Genomic DNA, 19012 nt, shown 5'->3' with positions numbered 1-19012 from the left:
GCTCAGGCCTCCACTCGGTCCTTGGAGGATTCGGCCGCTTCGGCCAGGGCCTGTTTCTTCGAGGCCCGCAGGCTCGTCACCGTGGTGACGGCGAGGACCAGCACAATGAAGCCGAGCGAAAAGGGGATGCCGATCTCGGGGACGTGGATCCCCGACTCGTGGAGGGCGTGCAGTACCAGCTTCACGCCGATGAAGCCGAGGATCGCCGACAGCCCGTAGGAGAGGTGGACCAGCTTCCTCAGGAGGTCACCGATGAGGAAGTACAGCTGCCGCAGGCCCATCAGGGCGAAGGCGTTGGCGGTGAAGACGATGTACGGGTCCTGGGTCAGCCCGAAGATCGCGGGTATGGAGTCGAGGGCGAACAGGACGTCGGTGGTACCGATCGCCAGCATGACGACGAGCATCGGAGTCATGACGAGCTTGCTGTTCCGGCGGATGAACAGCGCGGTGCCGTGGTACTTGTCCGCGACTCCGAAGCGGCGCTCGACAGCCTTGAGCAGCTTGTTCTCCTCGAACTCCTCCTCACTCTCCTCCGATCGTGCCTCCTGGATGAGCTTCCAGGCGGTGTAGATCAGGAACGCGCCGAAGATGTAGAAGACCCAGGCGAAGTTCGCGATGACCGCAGCGCCGGCTGCGATGAAGACCGCGCGCAGGACCAGCGCTATGAGCACGCCGACCAGCAGTACGCGTTGCTGGTACTGCGAGGGGACCGCGAACTTCCCCATGATCAGGACGAAGACGAAGAGGTTGTCCACGCTCAGCGACTTCTCGGTGATGAAGCCCGCGAAGAACTCTCCGGCCGGCTGACCGCCGCTGAAGAGCAGCAGGCCAAGCCCGAAGAGGGCGGCCAGGGCGATCCAGACGGCCGTCCAGATACCCGCTTCCTTGACGGAGACGTCATGGGGCTTGCGACCGATGAGGAAGTCGATGGCGATGAGGGCACCCAGACCGGCGATGGTCAGGACCCACAGGGTCGGAGAGACGTCCACGCTGTGCCTCCGGCAGGTTGATTCGGCAACTGTCAGCGTTGTCGCTGCCGGAGGTCTCTTCCGCCCGGGACGGACCTCGTGGTCCGCGAGCCGGTGCCCCGGGGCCGGAACGGCCCGTGATGACGGGATCACCGCATTGGGAGTACTCCCCTCCGCATGAAGAACGGTACATGAATGACCAAAGAAGAGCAAAGGTACAGTCAAATTCCCAGGTCGGGAGCCCCGCGCTTGGCGGGCCGCAGAGCCGGGGGGCCGTCTCTACAGCACCGAGGCGATGGCCGGGAGCAGGTCCTTGAAGGTGCGGCCGTTGGCCGCGTTGCCGATCGCGGTCATCGACCAGCCGGCGCCGGAGCGCTGCACCTTCGCCATGACCTGCGCGGTGTGCGCGCCGCCGCCGGTGAGGGTGTAGCGGGCCAGTTCCTGGCCGTTGGTCTCGTCGACCAGCCGGCAGAACGCGTTCTGGACCTCGCTGAACGTCTGGCCGGTGAAGGAGTTGACGGTGAAGACGATCTGGTTGACGTGCTCGGGCACCTTCTCCAGGTCGACCAGGATCGACTCGTCGTCGCCGCCCTGGCCGGCGCCGCCGACCAGATTGTCACCGGTGTGCCGGACGGAGCCGTCGTTGCTGACGAGGTGCTGGAAGAACACGACGTCCGTCGGCTCGTTCCCGGCGAACAGCACGGCCGAGGCGTCCAGGTCGATCTCGCGGGTGCGGGAGCCGAAGAGCCCGCGGCGGGGCGCGGCCTGCCAGCCGAGGCCCATCCGTACGGCCGTCAGGGTCCCTCCATCGGTCTTGGTCAGACTGATCTGCTGGCCTTTGGACATATTGACGGTCACGCGCTGTCCCCTCTCGTACCTGCTGTGCGGTTGCTTCCGCACCCTATGCGTAGACGCCGCCGGGCAGCCCGGCGGTTCACCTCAGGCCATGCCGGCTTCGCGCATCTGCCGCAGCTCCTTCTTGAGATCGCCGAGCTCGTCCCGCAGCCGGGCGGCGATCTCGAACTTCAGCTCCGCCGCCGCGACATGCATCTGGTCGGTCAGCTCGGCGATGAGGTCGGCGAGCTCTTCTGCGGGCAGCGCCTTGGCGGCCCGCTTGTCCGCGGCCTTCGCGGAGAGTCCGGGCACGGGTGCCTTGCCGCGCGAGCGCTGGCGCCCGGAGCCGAGGAGCTCCTCGGTGTCGGCGTCCTCGCGGGCGAAGGAGTCGAGGATGCCTGCGATCTTCTTCCGCAGCGGCTGCGGGTCGACGCCGTGCGCCGTGTTGTAGGCGACCTGCTTCTCGCGGCGCCGGTTGGTCTCCTCGATGGCCTTCTCCATCGCGGGTGTGATCTTGTCCGCGTACATATGGACCTGTCCGGAGACATTGCGGGCCGCCCGGCCGATGGTCTGGATGAGCGAGGTGCCCGAGCGCAGGAAGCCCTCCTTGTCGGCGTCCAGGATGGCGACCAGCGACACCTCGGGCAGGTCGAGGCCCTCGCGCAGCAGGTTGATGCCGACCAGGACGTCGTATTCGCCGGCCCGCAACTCGTTGAGCAGCTCGATGCGGCGCAGGGTGTCGATGTCGCTGTGCAGATACCGGACCTGGACTCCGAGCTCGAGCATGTAGTCGGTGAGGTCCTCGGCCATCTTCTTGGTGAGGGTGGTGACCAGCACCCGCTCGTGCTTCTCCGCCCGCACCCGGATCTCGTGCACCAGGTCGTCGATCTGCCCCTCGGTGGGCTTGACGATGACTTCGGGGTCGATCAGGCCGGTGGGACGGATGATCTGCTCGACCACGCCGTCGCCGCGCGAGAGCTCGTACTTGCCGGGGGTGGCGGACAGATAGACGGTCTGGCCGACCCGGCCGAGGAACTCCTCCCACTTCAGCGGGCGGTTGTCGAGGGCGGACGGGAGGCGGAAGCCGTGGTCGACCAGATTGCGCTTCCGGGAGGCGTCCCCTTCGTACATGGCACCGATCTGCGGCACGGTGACATGCGACTCGTCGATGACGAGGAGAAAATCCTCGGGGAAGTAGTCGATGAGCGTGTCGGGGGCGGTGCCGGGTCCGCGGCCGTCGATGTGCCGGGAGTAGTTCTCAATACCGGAGCAGGTGCCGATCTGCCGCATCATCTCGATGTCGTAGGTGGTGCGCATCCGCAGCCGCTGGGCCTCCAGGAGCTTGCCCTGCTTCTCCATCACGGCGAGCTGGGTCTCCAGCTCCTTCTCGATGCCGGCGATGGCGCGCTCCATCCGCTCCGGGCCCGCGACATAGTGGCTGGCCGGGAAGACATAGAGCTGCTGGTCGTCGGTAATGACCTCACCGGTGAGCGGGTGGAGGGTGGACAGCGCCTCGATCTCGTCGCCGAACATCTCGATGCGGACGGCGAGCTCTTCGTAGACGGGGAAGATCTCGATGGTGTCGCCGCGCACCCGGAAGGTGCCGCGGGTGAACGCCACGTCATTGCGGGTGTACTGGATGTCGACGAATTTGCGTAGCAGCTTGTCGCGGTCGATCTCTTCGCCGACCTTGAGCCGGACCATGCGATCGACGTACTCCTGGGGGGTACCGAGACCGTAGATGCAGGAGACGGACGCTACGACGATGACATCGCGCCTGGTGAGGAGCGAATTCGTGGTGGAGTGCCGAAGCCTTTCGACCTCCTCATTGATCGAGGAGTCCTTCTCGATATAGGTGTCCGTCTGCGGGACATACGCCTCGGGCTGGTAGTAGTCGTAGTAGGAGACGAAGTATTCGACCGCGTTATTGGGCAGGAGTTCGCGGAACTCATTGGCGAGCTGGGCGGCGAGCGTCTTGTTCGGGGCCATGACGAGGGTGGGGCGTTGCAGCCTTTCGATCATCCACGCCGTGGTCGCGGACTTTCCGGTGCCGGTGGCGCCCAGCAGGACGGTGTCGTGCTGCCCCGCGCGGATCCGCCGCTCCAGGTCGTTGATGGCCGTCGGCTGGTCGCCGCTGGGCTGGAAGGGACTGACGACCTCGAAGGGCGCCACACTGCGTTCGATGTCTGATACAGGCCGCATGGACCCACCGTACGACCCACCACTGACAACCGTCGTACAGCCGCCCTGCGCCGGGCCCGGCCCGGGGCAGCCCCGGGCCCGAAAGAGGACAGGCCCGAACCCCCCGGCACTACGGCAGGGCCTACGGCAACAGCATCGGCCTGCGCCTCGCCGCGATGTCCTCCAGCCAGCCGAAGAGCATGACCGCCACCGCGACAAGCACCCAGGTGACACCGAACTGGAACCATGTGCTGCCCAGTGGAAGCGACAGCTCGAATGCTGTGACCTGCCACATCGCGTCGATCAGCGGCACGCTGAGCACCAGCGCGACCTCATGCCAGAGGTAGATCGTGACCGCCCGGGCATTGAATATGCCGATCAGCCTCTCCAATGGCCGGATTCTTCCGACCCAGTCCATCTTCGGCCGGAATCCGAGCAGGACCATTACAAAGCCGGCCGACCACAAGGCCTGGGCGACCGGGATATTGTTGAGGTCGTAGGTGCCGTCCTGGAGGTGGTGAAAGGCCCACCAGCCACCGGCTGCCATGACGGGTACCGCGATCACCAGGGCCGGCCCGGTCCGCAGCCGTTCGAGCAGGCCGTCGCGGTGCGCGAAGCCGAGCAGCCAGCAGGTGACATAGGTGGCGACGTCGGTGGCGACGGTCCCGGCGTCGTTGTCCGGGGGGGCCCATACGGTCTGGAGGACCACGATCGGCACCAGTGAGAGACAGAGCACGACGACCGGCGAGAGCCGGAACACCCTCAGCAGCAGCGGCGAGAGCAGCACCAGCCACAGATAGGTGTGCAGGTACCAGAGGATGTCGGTGGCCTGCGAGGCCCACGCGCTGCCCGGCGGGTCGCCGACCGGGACGACCCACAGCAGCATCGCCGTCCACCATGATCCGATGTGGTGCGCCGTCGGGGCCCAGCCGTGGATCATCATCGCCAGCACCACCACGGCCGCGAACAGCCACAGCGGCGGAAGCAGACGCCGCAGCCGCCCCCGCAGCACGGGGAGCGCCGGGCGTTCCAGCGAGCGGGCCATCAGTGAGCCCGCGAGCGCGAACATCACACCCATGGAGGGAAAGGCCAGGCTCAGCCAGGCCCACACGAAGGTGTGGTAGGTGACCACCCGCACCAGAGCCAGGGCGCGAAGCGCGTCGAGGTAGCGGTCGCGGCCGCCGGCCACCGGTGACCGCGTGCCGTGCCGGGCCCCCTGGCGGCGGGACGGGGCAGCTGTGGCGAGGGCGCTCACCGGATACCCGCCATTTCCTTCGGGGCCTCGACCTCGCCGGTGCGCTTGAGCTTCTGCCAGCGCAGCCGTCCGCCGGTGAGGGCGGTGACGCAGGAGTGGATCACCACCAGGTACATCATCTGCCGGTACGCGATCTGTTGCAGCGGCATCATCAGCAGATACCGGTACTTCTCACGGTCGAGGCGGAAGGCGTAGGCCGCGCACGCCATTTGGAGCCCCAGGACGGCGCCCCACACCAGGATCGACTTCACGGGGCTGACAAAAAGCATCCCGTAGAGGGTGAAGAGATCGATCAGCGGCGCGAGGACCGGTGTGATGACCTGGAAGACCACCACCAGCGGCATCCCGACACGCCCGAAGTGTCCCGAGGGCCCCCGGTCGACGACCGAACGGCGGTGCTTCCATAGCGCCTGCATAGTGCCGTAGCTCCAGCGGTAGCGCTGCCGCCACAACTGGCCGAGGCTGCTGGGCGCCTCGGTCCAGGCGCGGGCACGCTCGGCGTAGACGACCCGCCACCCGGCCCGCTGCACAGCTATCGTGACGTCGGTGTCCTCGGCGAGCGTGTCGTCACTCATGCCGCCGACGTCGGCCAGCGCCCGGCGGCGGAAGGCGCCGATCGCGCCGGGGATGGTGGGCATACAGCGCAACAGATCGTACATACGGCGGTCGAGATTGAAGCCCATCACATACTCGATGTGCTGCCAGGCGCCGATCAGCGTACCGCGGTTGCCGACCTTGGCGTTGCCCGCGATGGCGCCGACGGCCGGGTCCGCGAAGGGCTGCACCAGCTCACGTACGGTGTCGGGTTCGAAGACGGTGTCGCCGTCCATCATCACGATCAGGTCGTAACTGGCTTGCGCCAGGCCTGCGTTGAGCGCGGCCGCTTTGCCGGCGTTCTCCTGCCGTATCAGCCGGACGCCTGGCAGCCCCAGGGCCTCGACGATGTCACCGGTGCCGTCGGTGGAGCCGTCGTCGACGACCAGGATCTCGACGGGGTGGGTGCTCACACTGAGCGAGCGCACCGTATTGGCGATGCACTCCTTCTCGTTGTACGCGGGCACGACGACACTGACCGGCTCAGTGACCGGCGGCCCCCAGCCGAAGGATTTCTTGTGGCGGATCCGGCGGTGCCGCCCGGCGAATACCAGCATTATCCCGAGGCGCCCCATCATCGCCACGCCGACCACGAGAAGCAGCCAGGACAGGCCCGGCATGATGTACTCGGCGACGGCCACCGACCAGAGGAGCGCCCGGCCCTCCCACAACTCGCTGCCGTTCGCCGGGTGGTTGGCGCTCGGCGCGCCCAGGCCTGCGGTTACGGTGGTGAAGGTGTACCCCTGGGCCTTCATCTTCTTGATGTAGGTGCCGAGGGCCTGGACCGTCTGGGAACGGTCGCCGCCCGCGTCGTGGAACAGGACCGCCACACCCTCGCCGTTCTTCGGGGTGGCATTGCTGATGATCTTGGATACGCCCGGGCGTGTCCAGTCCTCGCTGTCGAGGTCGACGAAGCAGCTGAGGTACCCCTTGGCGCCGATGTACTGGTAGACGGGCCAGCTCTTGTTGTTGATCGCGTTCGTCTCGGAGGAGTACGGGGCGCGGAAGAGCGAGCTGGTTATGCCGGCGGCGCCGGCCAGCGCCAACTGGGTCTGCGACAGCTCACGGTTGATCCTGGACGGGCTCTGGTAGGCGAGGTCGACGTGGGAGAAGGTGTGCACGCCGATCTCGCTGCCCGAGGCCACTATCTGACGGACCACGTCGGGGTAACGGGCGGCCATCTGGCCGACGACGAAGAAGGTGCCGGGAACGTCGTTGTCGCGCAGCACCTTCAATATCTGAGGGGTCCACACCGGGTCGGGACCGTCGTCGAAGGTGAGCGCGATGGTCTTCTTCGGCATCCGGTGAGTGGCGGGCTGACCCTTGGCGTTGAAGGTGAGGACCGGCCCCCCGTTCAGTATCTTGTCGGGAACCTTGCTCGAGTCCTGGCCGGTGTCGATGCGGCTGTCATTGCCGATCTCCGAGTGCAGATAGCCGTCCATGAGCATGACGCACACCAGGGCGAACAGTCCGAGCAAAGCCAATACCACCCGCGGGCGCGGCACGGCGTGCCGTCCGACCGAGGCCACCCTGCTCACCGCTCCGGGCACGGCGTGACGGCTCACCCGAGACCGCCCGGGCTGTTTCTGCCATCGCTGCCCATGGCGTAGTCCCGGCCGGCGGAGGCGCTGGGCGAGGCGGAGGCGGTAGCGGTCGCGGTGGCTGTGGCAGACGGCCGGGACGAGGCGGAGGCGCTCGGCCCGGCCGTCGCGGTGGGGGTGGGAGCGGCGGACGCTGTCGCGCTCGCTGAGGCGGCCGTGGCCGGAGGGGTGGTCTTCGAGGCCTTGGCGGAAGCGGACGCCTTAGCCGTGGGGGCCGGCCTCGCCGACAGCGTAGGGCCCGCGCTGGTGTCTGCCACCGGGACGACCGGCTCGGAGGCGGAATTCTTCTTCACCACCACCTTCTTGTCCTCCTTCCCGGACGAGGCCTTGGACTCCGTCCGGGAAACGGCCGTAGACGCGGACGGTCTGGGAATGAGCGTCGCCGGCGCAATTGAACTTCCCCCGGCGAAGGCGACTCCGAGCACCGTCGTGTATCCGATGCAGCCGACTCCGACGAACATTCCCACACGCCGGATAGTGCGGGCCCGGCCCCCCGATGAGTCGACGAAGACCGGCCCCTTCCGGGCAGGCCGATTCCGTCGACGAGTCGTCTGATTCATGCCGCAAACAATAGCAGTTTCATCAGCAGGTAAATTGTTAAATCCACTCAGTTAATTTTTTCATGAAGCCACTCACAGGAAATTAATGAGCGTTTTTAAGAATGCAAGATCTGATAGCCTTCTGGCTTTGGTCCGGAAAGAGAGATGCGTGGATGCGTGCAAAGTTGATAGGCGGGGTCACCGCCGCCGCACTGGCGTCCGTGGCCGCCGTCCTCCTCTGGGGCGGCTCACTCTGGGGCGGCTCACTCCGGGGCGGCTCCTCGTCCACCGCGGAGACGACCACATTCTCCCCGTACATCGACACCGCACTGGCCACCGTCCTCGACATGGCGGCCACCGCCCGGAAGACCGGTGTCAAGGACTTCACCCTGGGGTTCGTCGTGTCCGGCAACGGCTGCGCCCCGAAGTGGGGCGGCAAGTCCGGTCTGACGCACACCACCCTCGACCAACGCATCACCGCGCTGCGCAAGGCGGGCGGTGACGCGCGGGTGTCCTTCGGCGGCGCCGACGGTACCGACCTGGCCCAGGCCTGCGGCAGTGTCTCCGGACTGACCGCCGCCTACCGAACGGTGATCGACCGTTATGGACTCACCCGGCTCGACTTCGACATCGAGAATGCCGCCCTGGCCGACACCGCCGCCGGCACGCGCCGGATGCAGGCCATCGCCCGGCTGCAGAAGGATGCCCGGCTGGACGTCACCTTTACCCTGCCCGCGATACCGGACGGCCTGTCCAAAGAGGCGTTGGCTCAAGTGGCCGAAGCGAAGGCGCAAGGCGTACGCATCTCAGCCGTGAACATCATGGCGATGGACTACGGCGAATCGCAGCGCGGCAACATGGGCCAGTACGCCGTCCAGGCGGCCACCGCGAGCCACGCCCAGATCGAGAAGGTGCTCGGACTGTCCAGCAGCGCCGCCTGGAAGGCCCTCGGGGTGACCCCGATGATCGGGGCCAACGACATCGCAGGGGAGGTCTTCACTGTGAGCGACGCCACGCAGCTGGCCGCGTTCGCCCGGGACAGGCACGTCGGCCTGCTGTCGATGTGGGCTGCCGACCGCGACAAGGAATGCGCGGGCGGCACCCAGGACACAGCGCAGAGCACCTGCAGCGGCGTCACTCAGCAGCCGCTCGCCTTCACCAGGGCTCTGGCGGGCGCCGCTCGGCGGACCGGTGCGTAACGTGCCGGGCGGCGGGCGGCTGTGCCGGGTCCGGGTAGGCGTCCGGGTACACGACCGGATCGGGCAGGTCGCGGCGGGCCGGCTGGTCTGTGTTGAGCGGGTCCAGCGCGACCACGACACCCGCGAGGAAGAGAAATACCACAGGGCCGATCAGTAGCGGGGCCAAAGCAGCGGCCGAGGTGGTGCCCTCCACGGCGCCGGCGTCGAATCCGTGGACGTGCACCCGCAGGGCGGCCATCCCCACGTAGTGCATGCCGCTGACGGCGACTGCCATGATGAGGCTGGCTCCCAGCCCCATATAGACGCCCTTGATGGAAACCGCGCACCACAGAGCGGCGGTCGCGGCCAGTACAGCGATGCCGACCGAGGCGGCCACGGTCAATGGGTCGTACTGTAAATCCGCTTGCAGGTGCATGCCCGTCATGCCCAGGTAGTGCATCACGGCGACACCGAGACCGGTGATGATGCCGCCGAGCAGCAGCGGCCGCGCCCCAGGACTCCGACGATGAAGATGCCGATGCCGACGACGGCGATCGCCACCAACAGGCTCGCGATGGTGACCGGTTCGTCGTAGCCGATCTTGACCTGTGCGACGGAAAAGCCGATCATCGCGATGAAGTGCATGGTCCAGATCCCCGTACCGATGGCGGTGGCTCCCAGGGCGAGCCAGCCGGCCCGCCCGGGGCGGTCCATCGACAGGGCCCTGACCGTGCACCTGAGACCCAAGGCGGCGCCCAGGCAGGCCATGAGGAACGCCACCAAGGGCGTGATGACTCCGTAGCTGAAATCGTTTACATCGCCGTACGAAGCAGCCACGAAAACCCCCACCATGTTTCCCTGATCTCCTCAGAATGCTCACACTAGGACGGGCGCAGCAGCATTGGATCCAATTTGGGGAATCCCATAGCTTCGAGACCGAGCCGTGACCTGCTCCGGAATCACCCGCCGGGCAACGCGGTGATCCTCTCCAGAGGACCGTACGGACCGGCCGTCAGCGCGCCCCGGAGCGCCGCGACCACCTGCCCGGGGTGCCTCGTCAGAGCGCCGGGAGCGACGTGCAGCACCCGCAGTCCCAACGCCTCCATCCGGCTCCCGCCGGCGCCCCGGCTCAAGTCCAGCACCACCCCGTCACGCGGCCAGAAGGCGTCCGGCGCCGCCAGGAACACACCGTCGAGCTTGAGCGTCGGCCGCCACAGCGGGGGCCGCAGCCCGGCTCTTGCGACCATCGTCCGCAGCAACCCATGAGCCGGTGGCCGCAGCCCCGCCTCGCCCAGGAACCGCGCCACTCCCGGCCGCCGTCCCAGGACCTCGGCGCCCAGGGCCTCGGCCAGCTCGCCGGGCCGGATACCCCGCTCCCCCACGAGCTCGCGGATCACGTCCCCGGCCCACTCCGGATCGCACGAGACGCTTACGCCGTCGGCTGCGGCCCTCGCCATCGGGGCCACCGGCAGGGCGTCCACCCAGCCTGTCGCCGGAAGACGGCGCGTGTGGTGGACGCGCACCCATGTGTGCGTCCGGATCCTGCTCATGCTCGCTACCAGCACATCCACCACCGGCACCCCCGAGGGCAGCGGCGCCGCCTCGATCCCGTGCAGCGCCAGGGCCGCGGCGCCGGTGATCATCACTTCGTCCGCGGGATGGCCCGCGAAGGCGAGCGCCGCCCGCCGGCGCTGGTTCTCGGTCAGCGGCTCCGAATGCAGCACGACCACCCTGGGCAGCGGCCGCTGCCACCGCCCTCCGGGCTTGCACCGCTCGCGCACGAACGACTGCGGCACGCCGATCCCGGCCAACTGTCCGATCGTCGTCACGCGGTCCTGGTCGCGCGCCAGTTTCCTCAGCGCCAAGGTGTAGTCATTGCGTGTCATGACCGCCCCCTCCCCATACAGACGGTGTCGACTACCCGCTGTGACACAGCTGTCGAAAAGCACCACTCGCGCGAGTGGTTTCGGGGCCCTGACCGGGTCGCGCGGCGCCATCGCGGGTAATCTCCCCGCCTTGCGATGTACCGCAGCGGAGCAGACCTTGACCGCACATGACCGGCCGGGCACGGCCTAGGCTGGTTCCATGACGGATACGGGGCAGTACACGACGACCGCCGCAGCGGTCTGGGCCGTGCGGGACACACCCGTCGGCCCCCTGCTGCTCACCGCGTCCGGGCAGGGGCTGCTCCAGGTCGTCTTCCACGCGGACGAGAAGACGACGCACACCGCCCTGGACCGGCTCGCCCGGCGGCTGGGGGCCGCGCCGCAGGAGCTGTCCCGGGAGCGGGCCGAGGACGCTCCCTCCCGTCATCTCGCCGAGGCGATATGTCAGCTGGACGCGTACTTCCGGGGCGAGCTACGGGCTTTCACGCTCGACCTGGACTGGTCGCTGACCTCCGGCTTCAACCGGCGCGTCCAGCGCGAACTCGCCGCCGGCGTCCGCTACGGCACCGTCGTCGGCTACCAGCACCTGGCCGACCGGCTCGGCGAGCCGGGCGCGGCGCGCGCGGTCGGCACAGCCATGGGTGCCAATCCGCTCCCGGTCGTCGTCCCGTGCCACCGCGTCGTGGAGAGCGACGGCGGCATAGGCGGTTTCGGCGGCGGCCTGGAGATCAAGCGGACCCTGCTGGCGCTGGAGGGCGTCCTCCCGGAGCCGCTGTTCTGACGGGGCCCTCCCCGCACTCTTGTCCCGTCGTGGCATCAGCCGCCGCAGCCGGGGTCGGGTGCGTCGACCGAGAGCGGGGCCCCCTCGGGCAGGAGGTAGGTGACGTAGAGGACGACGGGCACGGTGCCCAGATTGCGGGCTATATGGATGTGGTCGGCGCCGTCGGGCTCGATGAAGGACTGGCCGGCGGTCGAGGTCTCCACGGAACAGTCGGCCATGGTGCGGGTCAGAGTGCCGGACTGCACGACCGCGATGAGCTTGCCCTGGTGGTAGTGCCAGCCGGTCGAGCCGCCGGGCTCGACTGTGATCGTGCGGACGATGACATCCGTACGTCCCTTTGTCTTGATCTTGATTCCGGAGTCGGTGGTGCCCTTTGCAAGGATCGTCCCCGTCACACCGCTCCCCGGCGTCGCGAGGGCCGCCGACGGCATTACCCCAATCACCGCCGCTAAGACGGTAACCAGAGCCCACTTGCGCATCCGGCCCAACATGCTGCTGTCCACACGTACCTCTCCCCAATGCACTTACGACGGCGCCACGTTATCGGGCATGCTGGGGTGCCGTGAACCGTACGATCACCAAAAATGCGGGCGCGGTCAGCTCCCCGGTGGTACTGCACGTACCACACGCCTCCCGCGCCATCACCGCCGCCGCCCGCTCGCGGATCCTGCTGGACGATGTCGCGCTGGGGGCCGAGCTGGATCACATGACGGACGCCCATACCGGCCTGATCGCCGCACGAGCCGCCGCCGGGGCGGCGGTTGCCCCCTGGCTGTTCACCAATGCGCTGTCCCGGCTGGTCGTTGACCCCGAGCGCTTCCCGGACGAGCGCGAGGAGATGCGGGCTGTCGGCATGGGTGCGGTCTACACCCGCACGTCGCACGGCAAACGGCTGCGCGAGGACGATCCCGCGCATGAGAAGGCGCTACTGGACGCGTATTTCACCCCGTACGCCGCCGCCATGGCCGGCTGCGTACGGGACCGGCTGGCCGGGGCCGGCCGGGCGGTCGTGATCGATGTGCACTCGTATCCGAGCGTGCCGCTGCCGTACGAACTGCACGGCGACCGGCCCAGGCCGGCAGTCTGTCTGGGCACCGATGCGCCTTCCACACCCCGGGCTGGCTGCTCGAAGCAGCCCGGGAGGCGTTCGCGCCCGTCGGCGCCGTCGGCCTCGACTCACCGTTTTCCGGCACATATGTGCCGCTCGAGCACTACCGAAAAACGCCCGAAGTGGCCGCCCTCATGGTCGAGATCCGTCGCGACACCTATATGACGGAGCCGGGCGGCCCCCCGCACCAAGGCATCGACACGCTGGTGGCGGCGCTTGTCACCCTCATTGACGCCGCGCAGATCAGGTCGCCACATCCAATTCGGTGAAACGGTGACCGGGGTGGCCGTGGCGAACACGAACTCGGCCGCCATGTGTGGCGGAAGACCCCGTGGGTTGCGGCAGCGTCAGAAAGCGTGCACCGGAACCTCAACGGGAGTGAGACGGCGGGATATCAGCAGTCCCCTGTGCCGACCGCCGCAGAATCAGCCGGCAGCCTTCCCGAAGCGGGCCGCCTCCAGGTACTCGGGCTGCGGGTCGAGCGCGGCCGCCAGCCGGAAATGACGCAGCGCTTCCTCGGGTCGGCCGGCCCGCTGCAGTGTGCGGGCCAGGGCGAAGTGCGCGAACGCGTTGTCCGGTTCCCGCTCCAGCACGATCTGGAACTCCAGCTCGGCCGGACGCAGCTGCGCTGCCAGGAAGAAGGCCCGGGCCCGCAGCAGCCGGGCGGCGGTGTTCTCCGGGTGAGCGGCAATGACCGAGTCGAGCAGCTTGACGGCACCGCGCGGGTCACGGGCGGCCAGCAGCTGCTCGGCGGCGCGGTAGTCGATGACATGGGTCTCGGGGGTGCGCTCGGGCACGGGCGTCTCCTTCCCCGGAATGCGGTGCCTGGTGTCTGATCGTGGGATCAAAAATACCCAACGTCAACGTCCGCAACCGCATTCCCGCCAGGAGCGGCTGCCAGGGGGTGTCATGTCGCCGGGCGGGGGGGGGGGGGGGGGGGGGGGGGGCGGCCCCCCCCCCCCCCCCCCCGCCCCCCCCCCCCCCCCCCCCCCCCGCCCGGCGCCGCAGCTCCTCCCACACCTTCTTGACCTGGGGCTCAAGCGCTTCGAAGGGACCGTCGTTGTCAATGACAAGATCGGCGACCGCCAGGCGCTCGTCCCGGGTGGCCTGGGCGGCCATCCGGGCCCGGGCGTCGTCCTCCGGCATGCCGCGCTGCCGTACCAATCGGTCGAGCTGTGTCTTGGGAGCGGCGTCCACGACGACGACCAGATCGTAGAGGGGTGCCAGCCGGTTCTCGGCGAGCAGGGGGACGTCCTGGACGACCACGGAATCGGGCCCGGCAGCGACCTCCAGCTCGGCGGAGCGGTCACGGACCAAGGGGTGCACGATGGCGTTGAGGGCCTTGAGACGGCTCTCGTCGGCAAAGACGATTCGGCCGAGCTCGGGGCGGTCCAGGGTGCCGTCGGCCGCCAGGATGTCCTCGCCGAATTCGGCCACCACGGCAGCCAGCCCGTCGGTGCCCGGCTCCACCACTTCGCGGGCGATACGGTCGGCGTCGATCAGCACCGCCCCGTAGGAGACGAGCAACGCGGACACCGTGCTCTTGCCCGACCCGATCCCACCGGTCAACCCAACTCTCAGCATGCGGCCAGATTACTGCTGAGAACCACTCAGGAGCGTCTTCCGGCCGCCCTCAGCCTCGTTCAGGCGCCGTCCTCCTCGCGGTCGGCAAGGAAGCGCTCGAACTCCGCCGCGAGGTCGTCCGCCGACGGCAGGTCGATGGGCTCGGCGATCAGGCTGTCGCGGGACAAGGCACCGGCCAGGGCGTCGTACTGGTTCTCCAGGCCGCGGACGACCGAGACGAGCTCGGCGTCGCCCTCCTCGACCTGGCGGTCGATCTCCAGGCGTACGGTATGGGCCTCAGTCCGCAGCGCGTGAGCGACCTCCGGCAGCACCAGGCCGGTGGCCGCGGTGACCGCCTCCAGGACGGCGAGCGCCGCCTCGGGGTAGGAGGAACGGGAGAGGTAGTGCGGCACATGGGCGGCGACGCCCAGCACATCGCGGCCGGTATCGGAGAGCCGCAGCTCGATGAGGGACTCGGCGCTGCCGGGCACCTGGGCCTCGTCGAACCAGCTGCGGTGACCGGGCATGAGGTCGATACGGTTGCCGTGAGGTGTCAGGCCGACCGGGCGGGTGTGCGGGACGCCCATGGGAATGCCGTGGAAGTTGATCGCCAGCCGGACGCCGAGCCGCTCGACGATCTCGATCACGGCGGCCGTGAAGCGCTCCCATTCCACGTCCGGTTCATGTCCGGCCAGCAGCAGGAAGGGCGCGCCGGTGGTGTCGTGCACCAGGTAGAGAACGATCTCGGGTGCCTCGTATGTCGACCAGTGGTCGCGTTCAAAGGTCATCATGGGGCGGCGGGCACGGTAATCGACCAGCCGGTCGGCGTCGAAGCGGGCAACAACCTGGTACTCCAGCCGTTCCAGGAGCTGCTCCACCACCTGGGAGCCCGTCTCGCCCGCGTCGATATACCCCTCCAGGTGGTACATCATCACCGGCCCGGCCTCGCCGACCGCCTCGTCAACCGCCTCGGCCCCGCCCGGTACGAACTCGTACAGCCCCTGCGGATCCAACACCGCGCACCCTTCCTTTCGCGGTCCGCCGCGGTCGTGCGCGGACCCTTGCACATCGTTGCTTCAACGATGGACGGGGTCCGCGCATTCCCGCAGGCTTTTACGGACGGTTGTCAGATGTCATGCCAGGACACGCCGGTTGAGGGCGGTCACGGCCTTGCGGGCCGAGGTGAAAGCGCCATGCTGCCAGGCGGCGGTGTAGCTGAGCCAGTCGCCGGCGAAGTAGACACGCCCGGACGGTTCGTTGAGCGGCTTATAGCGCGCGTCGTCCGGACCGCCGGGCGTGTCGTGCCAGGCGGCCTCCTGATGGGAGAACTGACGCCAGTGCTGGGAGAAGGAAGAGGCCAGCTCCGTAAGGTACTTGTCGCCGTAGATTTTCACTCCGGTGGTGACGGCGCGATTTTCGCGCTCCTTCGGGGTGAGCTTGGCGTACGCATCGGCCGTGTCAGCGTAGTTGTAATACCCGATCATGACGCCGCGCTCGCCGTGGAAGCCGTAGGACGGGTGCCAGATGTGGACGACGTCCTGATCCGTCTCGGTGATGCCGCCGTAGATGTTGTGGTCGCTCTCCCACCAGTGGGACCGGTATTCCAGACCGATCTTGCCTGCGGACTGCGGAGTGATGGCCTCGAGCGCGGACTGGACTCCGGTACCGAGGTTGTGCGGAATCTTGGCAAGGATGTTCGGCGGCAGCGCGCCGATGCAGTAGTCGGCGTCGATCTGGTGGGTGCGGCCCCCTTGCGTATAGGTCACGGTGACTCCGCCGCCCGTGTCGGTGATCTTCGTGACGGCGCAGCCGGTGCGGACTTTGGGCGCGCCGATCGCCCGTACCGGGGCCCTGGGGATCTGGTCCATGCCGCCGACGGGCTGGAACATCAGCATGGCCTGGTCGTACCCGAATTCGAAGGAGAAGTAGCGGCCGACGCCGGTCGCGAGGACCTCCGACGCGGTCGGGACGTTGCTGCACCGCACTTCCGGGGTGCCTGCGGCGGCCGGGACGACCGAGTAGCCGCGGCGTTCGCTCTCGGTGTAGTCGAGGGTGTCCCCCAGGTCGCCGAAGTCCTTGAGGAACTCGATCAGACGCTCGCGGTCGTCGCTGGTGAGCTCCGCGTCGAGGGCGCCCTTGTCGGTGGCCTTGGCGAGCAGTTCCGATACGTAGCCGTAGGTGTCGGCCTTGGCGGTGCGGTAGCGCATCGGGCTGGTCATGCCGGCGGACTCGTTGTAGATGTAGGCGTCCGCGTTGATGTTGGTGAACACCTCGATGGGTACGTCGAGTTCGCGGCAGTAGTCGAGGGTGATCATCCACTGGGGTATTCGGGCGGGGCCCGCGTTCATGTAGTGGCCGTCGGTGAACTTCGCGGTCTGCCGGTTGCCGTACAGGTCGGTCGTGGTGTCGCCGCCCCGCACGGTGAAGTTGCGGCCACCGGCCCGGTCCCGGGCCTCCAGGACCGTACACTCGTAGCCCGCCTTGCCCAATTCGTACGCGGATGTCAGACCGGCGATGCCGCCGCCGACGATGACGACCTTGGCGGCTCCCTTTCCGGAGAGAGTGAAGTCGCTCTTCCTCGGTGCGTCGAAAGCTGGCTCCCGGGTGGCGGCCTGGGCGGTGGGCGCGAGACCGAGCGCTCCCATGGTGGCGAACATCGCGCCGGCACCACCGGTGGCTCCGACAGTCCGCAGGAAATCGCGCCGGTTGAACTGAGTCATCTGTCATGTCCCCTTTCGCTGCTGGCGCAGGGGACTCTCTCAGTGGCGTGTTACGGGCCACCCCGGCCCGGCAGTCCTGCCGGGCACGCGGAAGGGCCCGCTCCCATGGGAGCGGGCCCTTCTTTTCAGCGTGCGTGGCGCGTGGCCAGCTGGGGCCAAGCGTTCAGCTCTGGCCGCCCGCGAGCTTCTCGCGAAGCGCCGCCAGTGCCTCGTCCGACGCGAGGGCGCCGGAGTTGTCGTCCGACTCCGAGGAGTACGAGCCGCCACCGAGGCCCGCGCCGGCGCCGGGCGCGCCGGCCGGAGCCGCCACACCTTCGGCCGCTGCCTGCTCGTCGGCCTCGCGGGACTTGATGACCTGCGCCTGGTGCTGCTCGAAGCGGGTCTGCGCCTCGGCGTACTGGGTCTCCCAGGCCTCGCGCTGGGTCTCGAAGCCCTCGAGCCAGTCGTTGGTCTCGGGGTCGAAGCCCTCGGGGTAGATGTAGTTGCCCTGGTCGTCGTAGGACGCGGCCATGCCGTACAGGGTCGGGTCGAACTCGACCGATGCGGGCTCGGCACCGAAGGCCTCGTTGGCCTGCTTCAGCGAGAGGCTGATGCGGCGGCGCTCGAGGTCGATGTCGATGACCTTGACGAAGATCTCGTCATTGACCTGGACGACCTGCTCCGGGATCTCCACGTGCCGCTCGGCCAGCTCGGAGATGTGGACCAGGCCCTCGATGCCCTCATCGACGCGGACGAACGCGCCGAACGGAACGAGCTTGGTGACCTTACCCGGGACGACCTGACCGATCTGGTGGGTCCGGGCGAACTGCTGCCACGGGTCCTCCTGGGTCGCCTTCAGCGACAGGGAGACGCGCTCGCGGTCCATGTCGACGTCCAGGACCTCGACCGTGACCTCCTGGCCGACCTCGACGACCTCGGACGGGTGGTCGATGTGCTTCCAGGACAGCTCGGAGACGTGGACGAGACCGTCGACGCCACCCAGGTCCACGAAGGCACCGAAGTTGACGATCGAGGAGACGACGCCGGAGCGCACCTGGCCCTTCTGCAGGGTGGTGAGGAAGGTCTGGCGGACCTCGCTCTGGGTCTGCTCCAGCCAGGCGCGGCGGGACAGGACCACGTTGTTGCGGTTCTTGTCCAGCTCGATGATCTTGGCCTCGAGCTCCTTGCCCACGTAGGGCTGGAGGTCGCGGACGCGGCGCATCTCGACCAGCGAGGCCGGGAGGAAGCCGCGGAGGCCGATGTCGAGGATGAGACCACCCTTGACGACCTCGATGACGGTACCGGTGACGATGCCGTCCTCTTCCTTGATCTTCTCGATCGTGCCCCAGGCGCGCTCGTACTGAGCCCGCTTCTTGGACAGGATGAGACGACCTTCCTTGTCCTCCTTCTGGAGGACAAGGGCCTCGATCTCGTCGCCGACCTTGACGACCTCGTTCGGGTCGACGTCGTGCTTGATCGAGAGCTCGCGGGAGGGGATGACGCCTTCGGTCTTGTAACCGATGTCGAGCAGGACCTCGTCCCGGTCGACCTTCACGATGACGCCGTCGACGATGTCGCCGTCGTTGAAGTACTTGATCGTCTCGTCGATCGCGGCGAGGAAGGCTTCCTCGGAACCGATGTCGTTGAACGCCACCTGCGGGGTGGTACGAGGGGCCTCGGTGCTGCTCGTCATTAGGTAAAGGACTCCGGTACGGACAGTAAGTCGTAGGTACTGCTACGCCGGGAGCCCGTTATCGCTTCTGCCGATATTCCGGACAGCCACAAGGCCGAGAGGTCCACAACAGATTCGAGCGCAGCCTGCTCC

General features: G+C 67.9%; 14 protein-coding genes and 3 pseudogenes. 4 read left to right on the top strand and 13 right to left on the bottom strand.

What is annotated here, in order from left to right; genetic code table 11:
• Window positions 1-2: 2 nt before the first annotated feature.
• The 5 genes from FCI23_RS15840 to FCI23_RS15820 all read right to left on the bottom strand — a co-directional run bounded on the left by FCI23_RS15840 (window position 3) and on the right by FCI23_RS15820 (window position 7280).
• Entirely contained in the window at window positions 3-989 is a 987-nt protein-coding gene (locus FCI23_RS15840; protein ID WP_136724524.1) for a TerC family protein, read from the bottom strand.
• A gap of 258 nt (window positions 990-1247) precedes the next feature.
• A complete protein-coding gene (locus tag FCI23_RS15835; RefSeq protein ID WP_136724523.1) occupies window positions 1248-1826 on the bottom strand; it encodes a TerD family protein in 579 nt (192 codons plus the stop codon).
• 81 nt (window positions 1827-1907) lie between these two features.
• Window positions 1908-4004 carry an excinuclease ABC subunit UvrB gene (uvrB, locus tag FCI23_RS15830; RefSeq protein WP_136724522.1) on the bottom strand — a complete coding sequence of 699 codons (2097 nt, stop codon included), beginning with the start codon at window positions 4002-4004 and terminating at the stop codon, window positions 1908-1910.
• A gap of 121 nt (window positions 4005-4125) precedes the next feature.
• Window positions 4126-5238 carry an acyltransferase family protein gene (locus tag FCI23_RS15825; protein ID WP_407645966.1) on the bottom strand — a complete coding sequence of 371 codons (1113 nt, stop codon included), beginning with the start codon at window positions 5236-5238 and terminating at the stop codon, window positions 4126-4128.
• Entirely contained in the window at window positions 5235-7280 is a 2046-nt protein-coding gene (locus FCI23_RS15820; protein ID WP_136724560.1) for a bifunctional polysaccharide deacetylase/glycosyltransferase family 2 protein, read from the bottom strand. The genes FCI23_RS15825 and FCI23_RS15820 overlap by 4 nt, the downstream gene beginning before the upstream one ends.
• 210 nt (window positions 7281-7490) lie before the next feature.
• Here FCI23_RS15820 and FCI23_RS15815 point away from each other — a divergent pair, with 210 nt between their 5' ends.
• The gene (locus tag FCI23_RS15815) at window positions 7491-7988 is read left to right on the top strand and encodes a hypothetical protein (RefSeq protein ID WP_136724520.1); all 498 of its coding nucleotides are present in this window, start codon (window positions 7491-7493) and stop codon (window positions 7986-7988) included.
• A gap of 157 nt (window positions 7989-8145) precedes the next feature.
• Window positions 8146-9171, top strand: coding sequence for a chitinase (locus FCI23_RS15810; protein WP_136724519.1), 1026 nt, complete (start codon window positions 8146-8148; stop codon window positions 9169-9171).
• On the opposite strand, the pseudogene FCI23_RS15805 reads toward FCI23_RS15810, so the two are convergent.
• Together FCI23_RS15805 and FCI23_RS15800 are read right to left on the bottom strand one after the other, a co-directional pair.
• Window positions 9128-10002, bottom strand: a pseudogene (locus FCI23_RS15805) (MHYT domain-containing protein). The gene FCI23_RS15810 and the pseudogene FCI23_RS15805 sit on opposite strands and share 44 nt — an antisense overlap.
• Window positions 10003-10109: 107 nt before the next feature.
• A complete protein-coding gene (locus FCI23_RS15800; RefSeq protein ID WP_136724518.1) occupies window positions 10110-11036 on the bottom strand; it encodes a hypothetical protein in 927 nt (308 codons plus the stop codon).
• Window positions 11037-11235: 199 nt separating this feature from the next.
• On the opposite strand from FCI23_RS15800, the gene FCI23_RS15795 reads away from it, so the two are divergent.
• A complete protein-coding gene (locus FCI23_RS15795) occupies window positions 11236-11817 on the top strand; it encodes a methylated-DNA--[protein]-cysteine S-methyltransferase (protein ID WP_136724517.1) in 582 nt (193 codons plus the stop codon).
• A gap of 35 nt (window positions 11818-11852) precedes the next feature.
• On the opposite strand, the gene FCI23_RS15790 is transcribed toward FCI23_RS15795, so the two are convergent.
• Window positions 11853-12308 (bottom strand): cupin domain-containing protein, encoded by a 456-nt coding sequence (locus FCI23_RS15790; RefSeq protein ID WP_211265341.1) that lies wholly within the window; start codon window positions 12306-12308, stop codon window positions 11853-11855.
• 71 nt (window positions 12309-12379) lie between these two features.
• Here FCI23_RS15790 and FCI23_RS15785 point away from each other — a divergent pair.
• A pseudogene (locus FCI23_RS15785) lies at window positions 12380-13194 on the top strand (N-formylglutamate amidohydrolase).
• Between the two features lie 156 nt (window positions 13195-13350).
• Here the strand turns inward: FCI23_RS15785 and FCI23_RS15780 are convergent.
• The 5 genes and pseudogenes from FCI23_RS15780 to rpsA form a co-directional block, all read right to left on the bottom strand.
• Window positions 13351-13722, bottom strand: a complete 372-nt coding sequence (locus FCI23_RS15780) for a tetratricopeptide repeat protein (protein ID WP_136724516.1) — start codon at window positions 13720-13722, stop codon at window positions 13351-13353.
• Window positions 13723-13909: 187 nt separating this feature from the next.
• A pseudogene (gene coaE / locus FCI23_RS15775) lies at window positions 13910-14509 on the bottom strand (dephospho-CoA kinase); the annotation flags it as partial.
• Window positions 14510-14568: 59 nt separating this feature from the next.
• Entirely contained in the window at window positions 14569-15504 is a 936-nt protein-coding gene (locus FCI23_RS15770; protein WP_136724515.1) for a PAC2 family protein, read from the bottom strand.
• A 117-nt stretch (window positions 15505-15621) separates the two neighbouring features.
• On the bottom strand, window positions 15622-17145 hold the full coding sequence (locus FCI23_RS15765; protein ID WP_136724558.1) for a flavin monoamine oxidase family protein: 1524 nt from the start codon (window positions 17143-17145) through the stop codon (window positions 15622-15624).
• Window positions 17146-17371: 226 nt separating this feature from the next.
• On the bottom strand, window positions 17372-18880 hold the full coding sequence (rpsA, locus tag FCI23_RS15760; RefSeq protein ID WP_136724514.1) for a 30S ribosomal protein S1: 1509 nt from the start codon (window positions 18878-18880) through the stop codon (window positions 17372-17374).
• Window positions 18881-19012 lie beyond the last annotated feature (132 nt).

The organism is Actinacidiphila oryziradicis (genome assembly GCF_005047355.1).
Taxonomy (GTDB): Bacteria; Actinomycetota; Actinomycetes; order Streptomycetales; family Streptomycetaceae; genus Actinacidiphila; species Actinacidiphila oryziradicis.
Note: the sequence above shows the minus strand (reverse complement) of the source record. Positions and strands in the feature narration are given on the sequence as shown.

Bases quoted from the DNA above. Each gene is read 5' to 3' on its own strand.
- uvrB (WP_136724522.1), bottom strand. From the start codon at position 4,004: ATGCGGCCTGTATCAGACATCGAACGCAGTGTGGCGCCCTTCGAGGTC.
- FCI23_RS15820 (WP_136724560.1), bottom strand. From the start codon at position 7,280: ATGCTCATGGACGGCTATCTGCACTCGGAGATCGGCAATGACAGCCGC.
- FCI23_RS15810 (WP_136724519.1), top strand. From the start codon at position 8,146: ATGCGTGCAAAGTTGATAGGCGGGGTCACCGCCGCCGCACTGGCGTCC.
- FCI23_RS15800 (WP_136724518.1), bottom strand. From the start codon at position 11,036: ATGACACGCAATGACTACACCTTGGCGCTGAGGAAACTGGCGCGCGAC.
- FCI23_RS15795 (WP_136724517.1), top strand. From the start codon at position 11,236: ATGACGGATACGGGGCAGTACACGACGACCGCCGCAGCGGTCTGGGCC.
- FCI23_RS15790 (WP_211265341.1), bottom strand. From the start codon at position 12,308: ATGTTGGGCCGGATGCGCAAGTGGGCTCTGGTTACCGTCTTAGCGGCG.
- FCI23_RS15765 (WP_136724558.1), bottom strand. From the start codon at position 17,145: ATGTTCGCCACCATGGGAGCGCTCGGTCTCGCGCCCACCGCCCAGGCC.
- rpsA (WP_136724514.1), bottom strand. From the start codon at position 18,880: ATGACGAGCAGCACCGAGGCCCCTCGTACCACCCCGCAGGTGGCGTTC.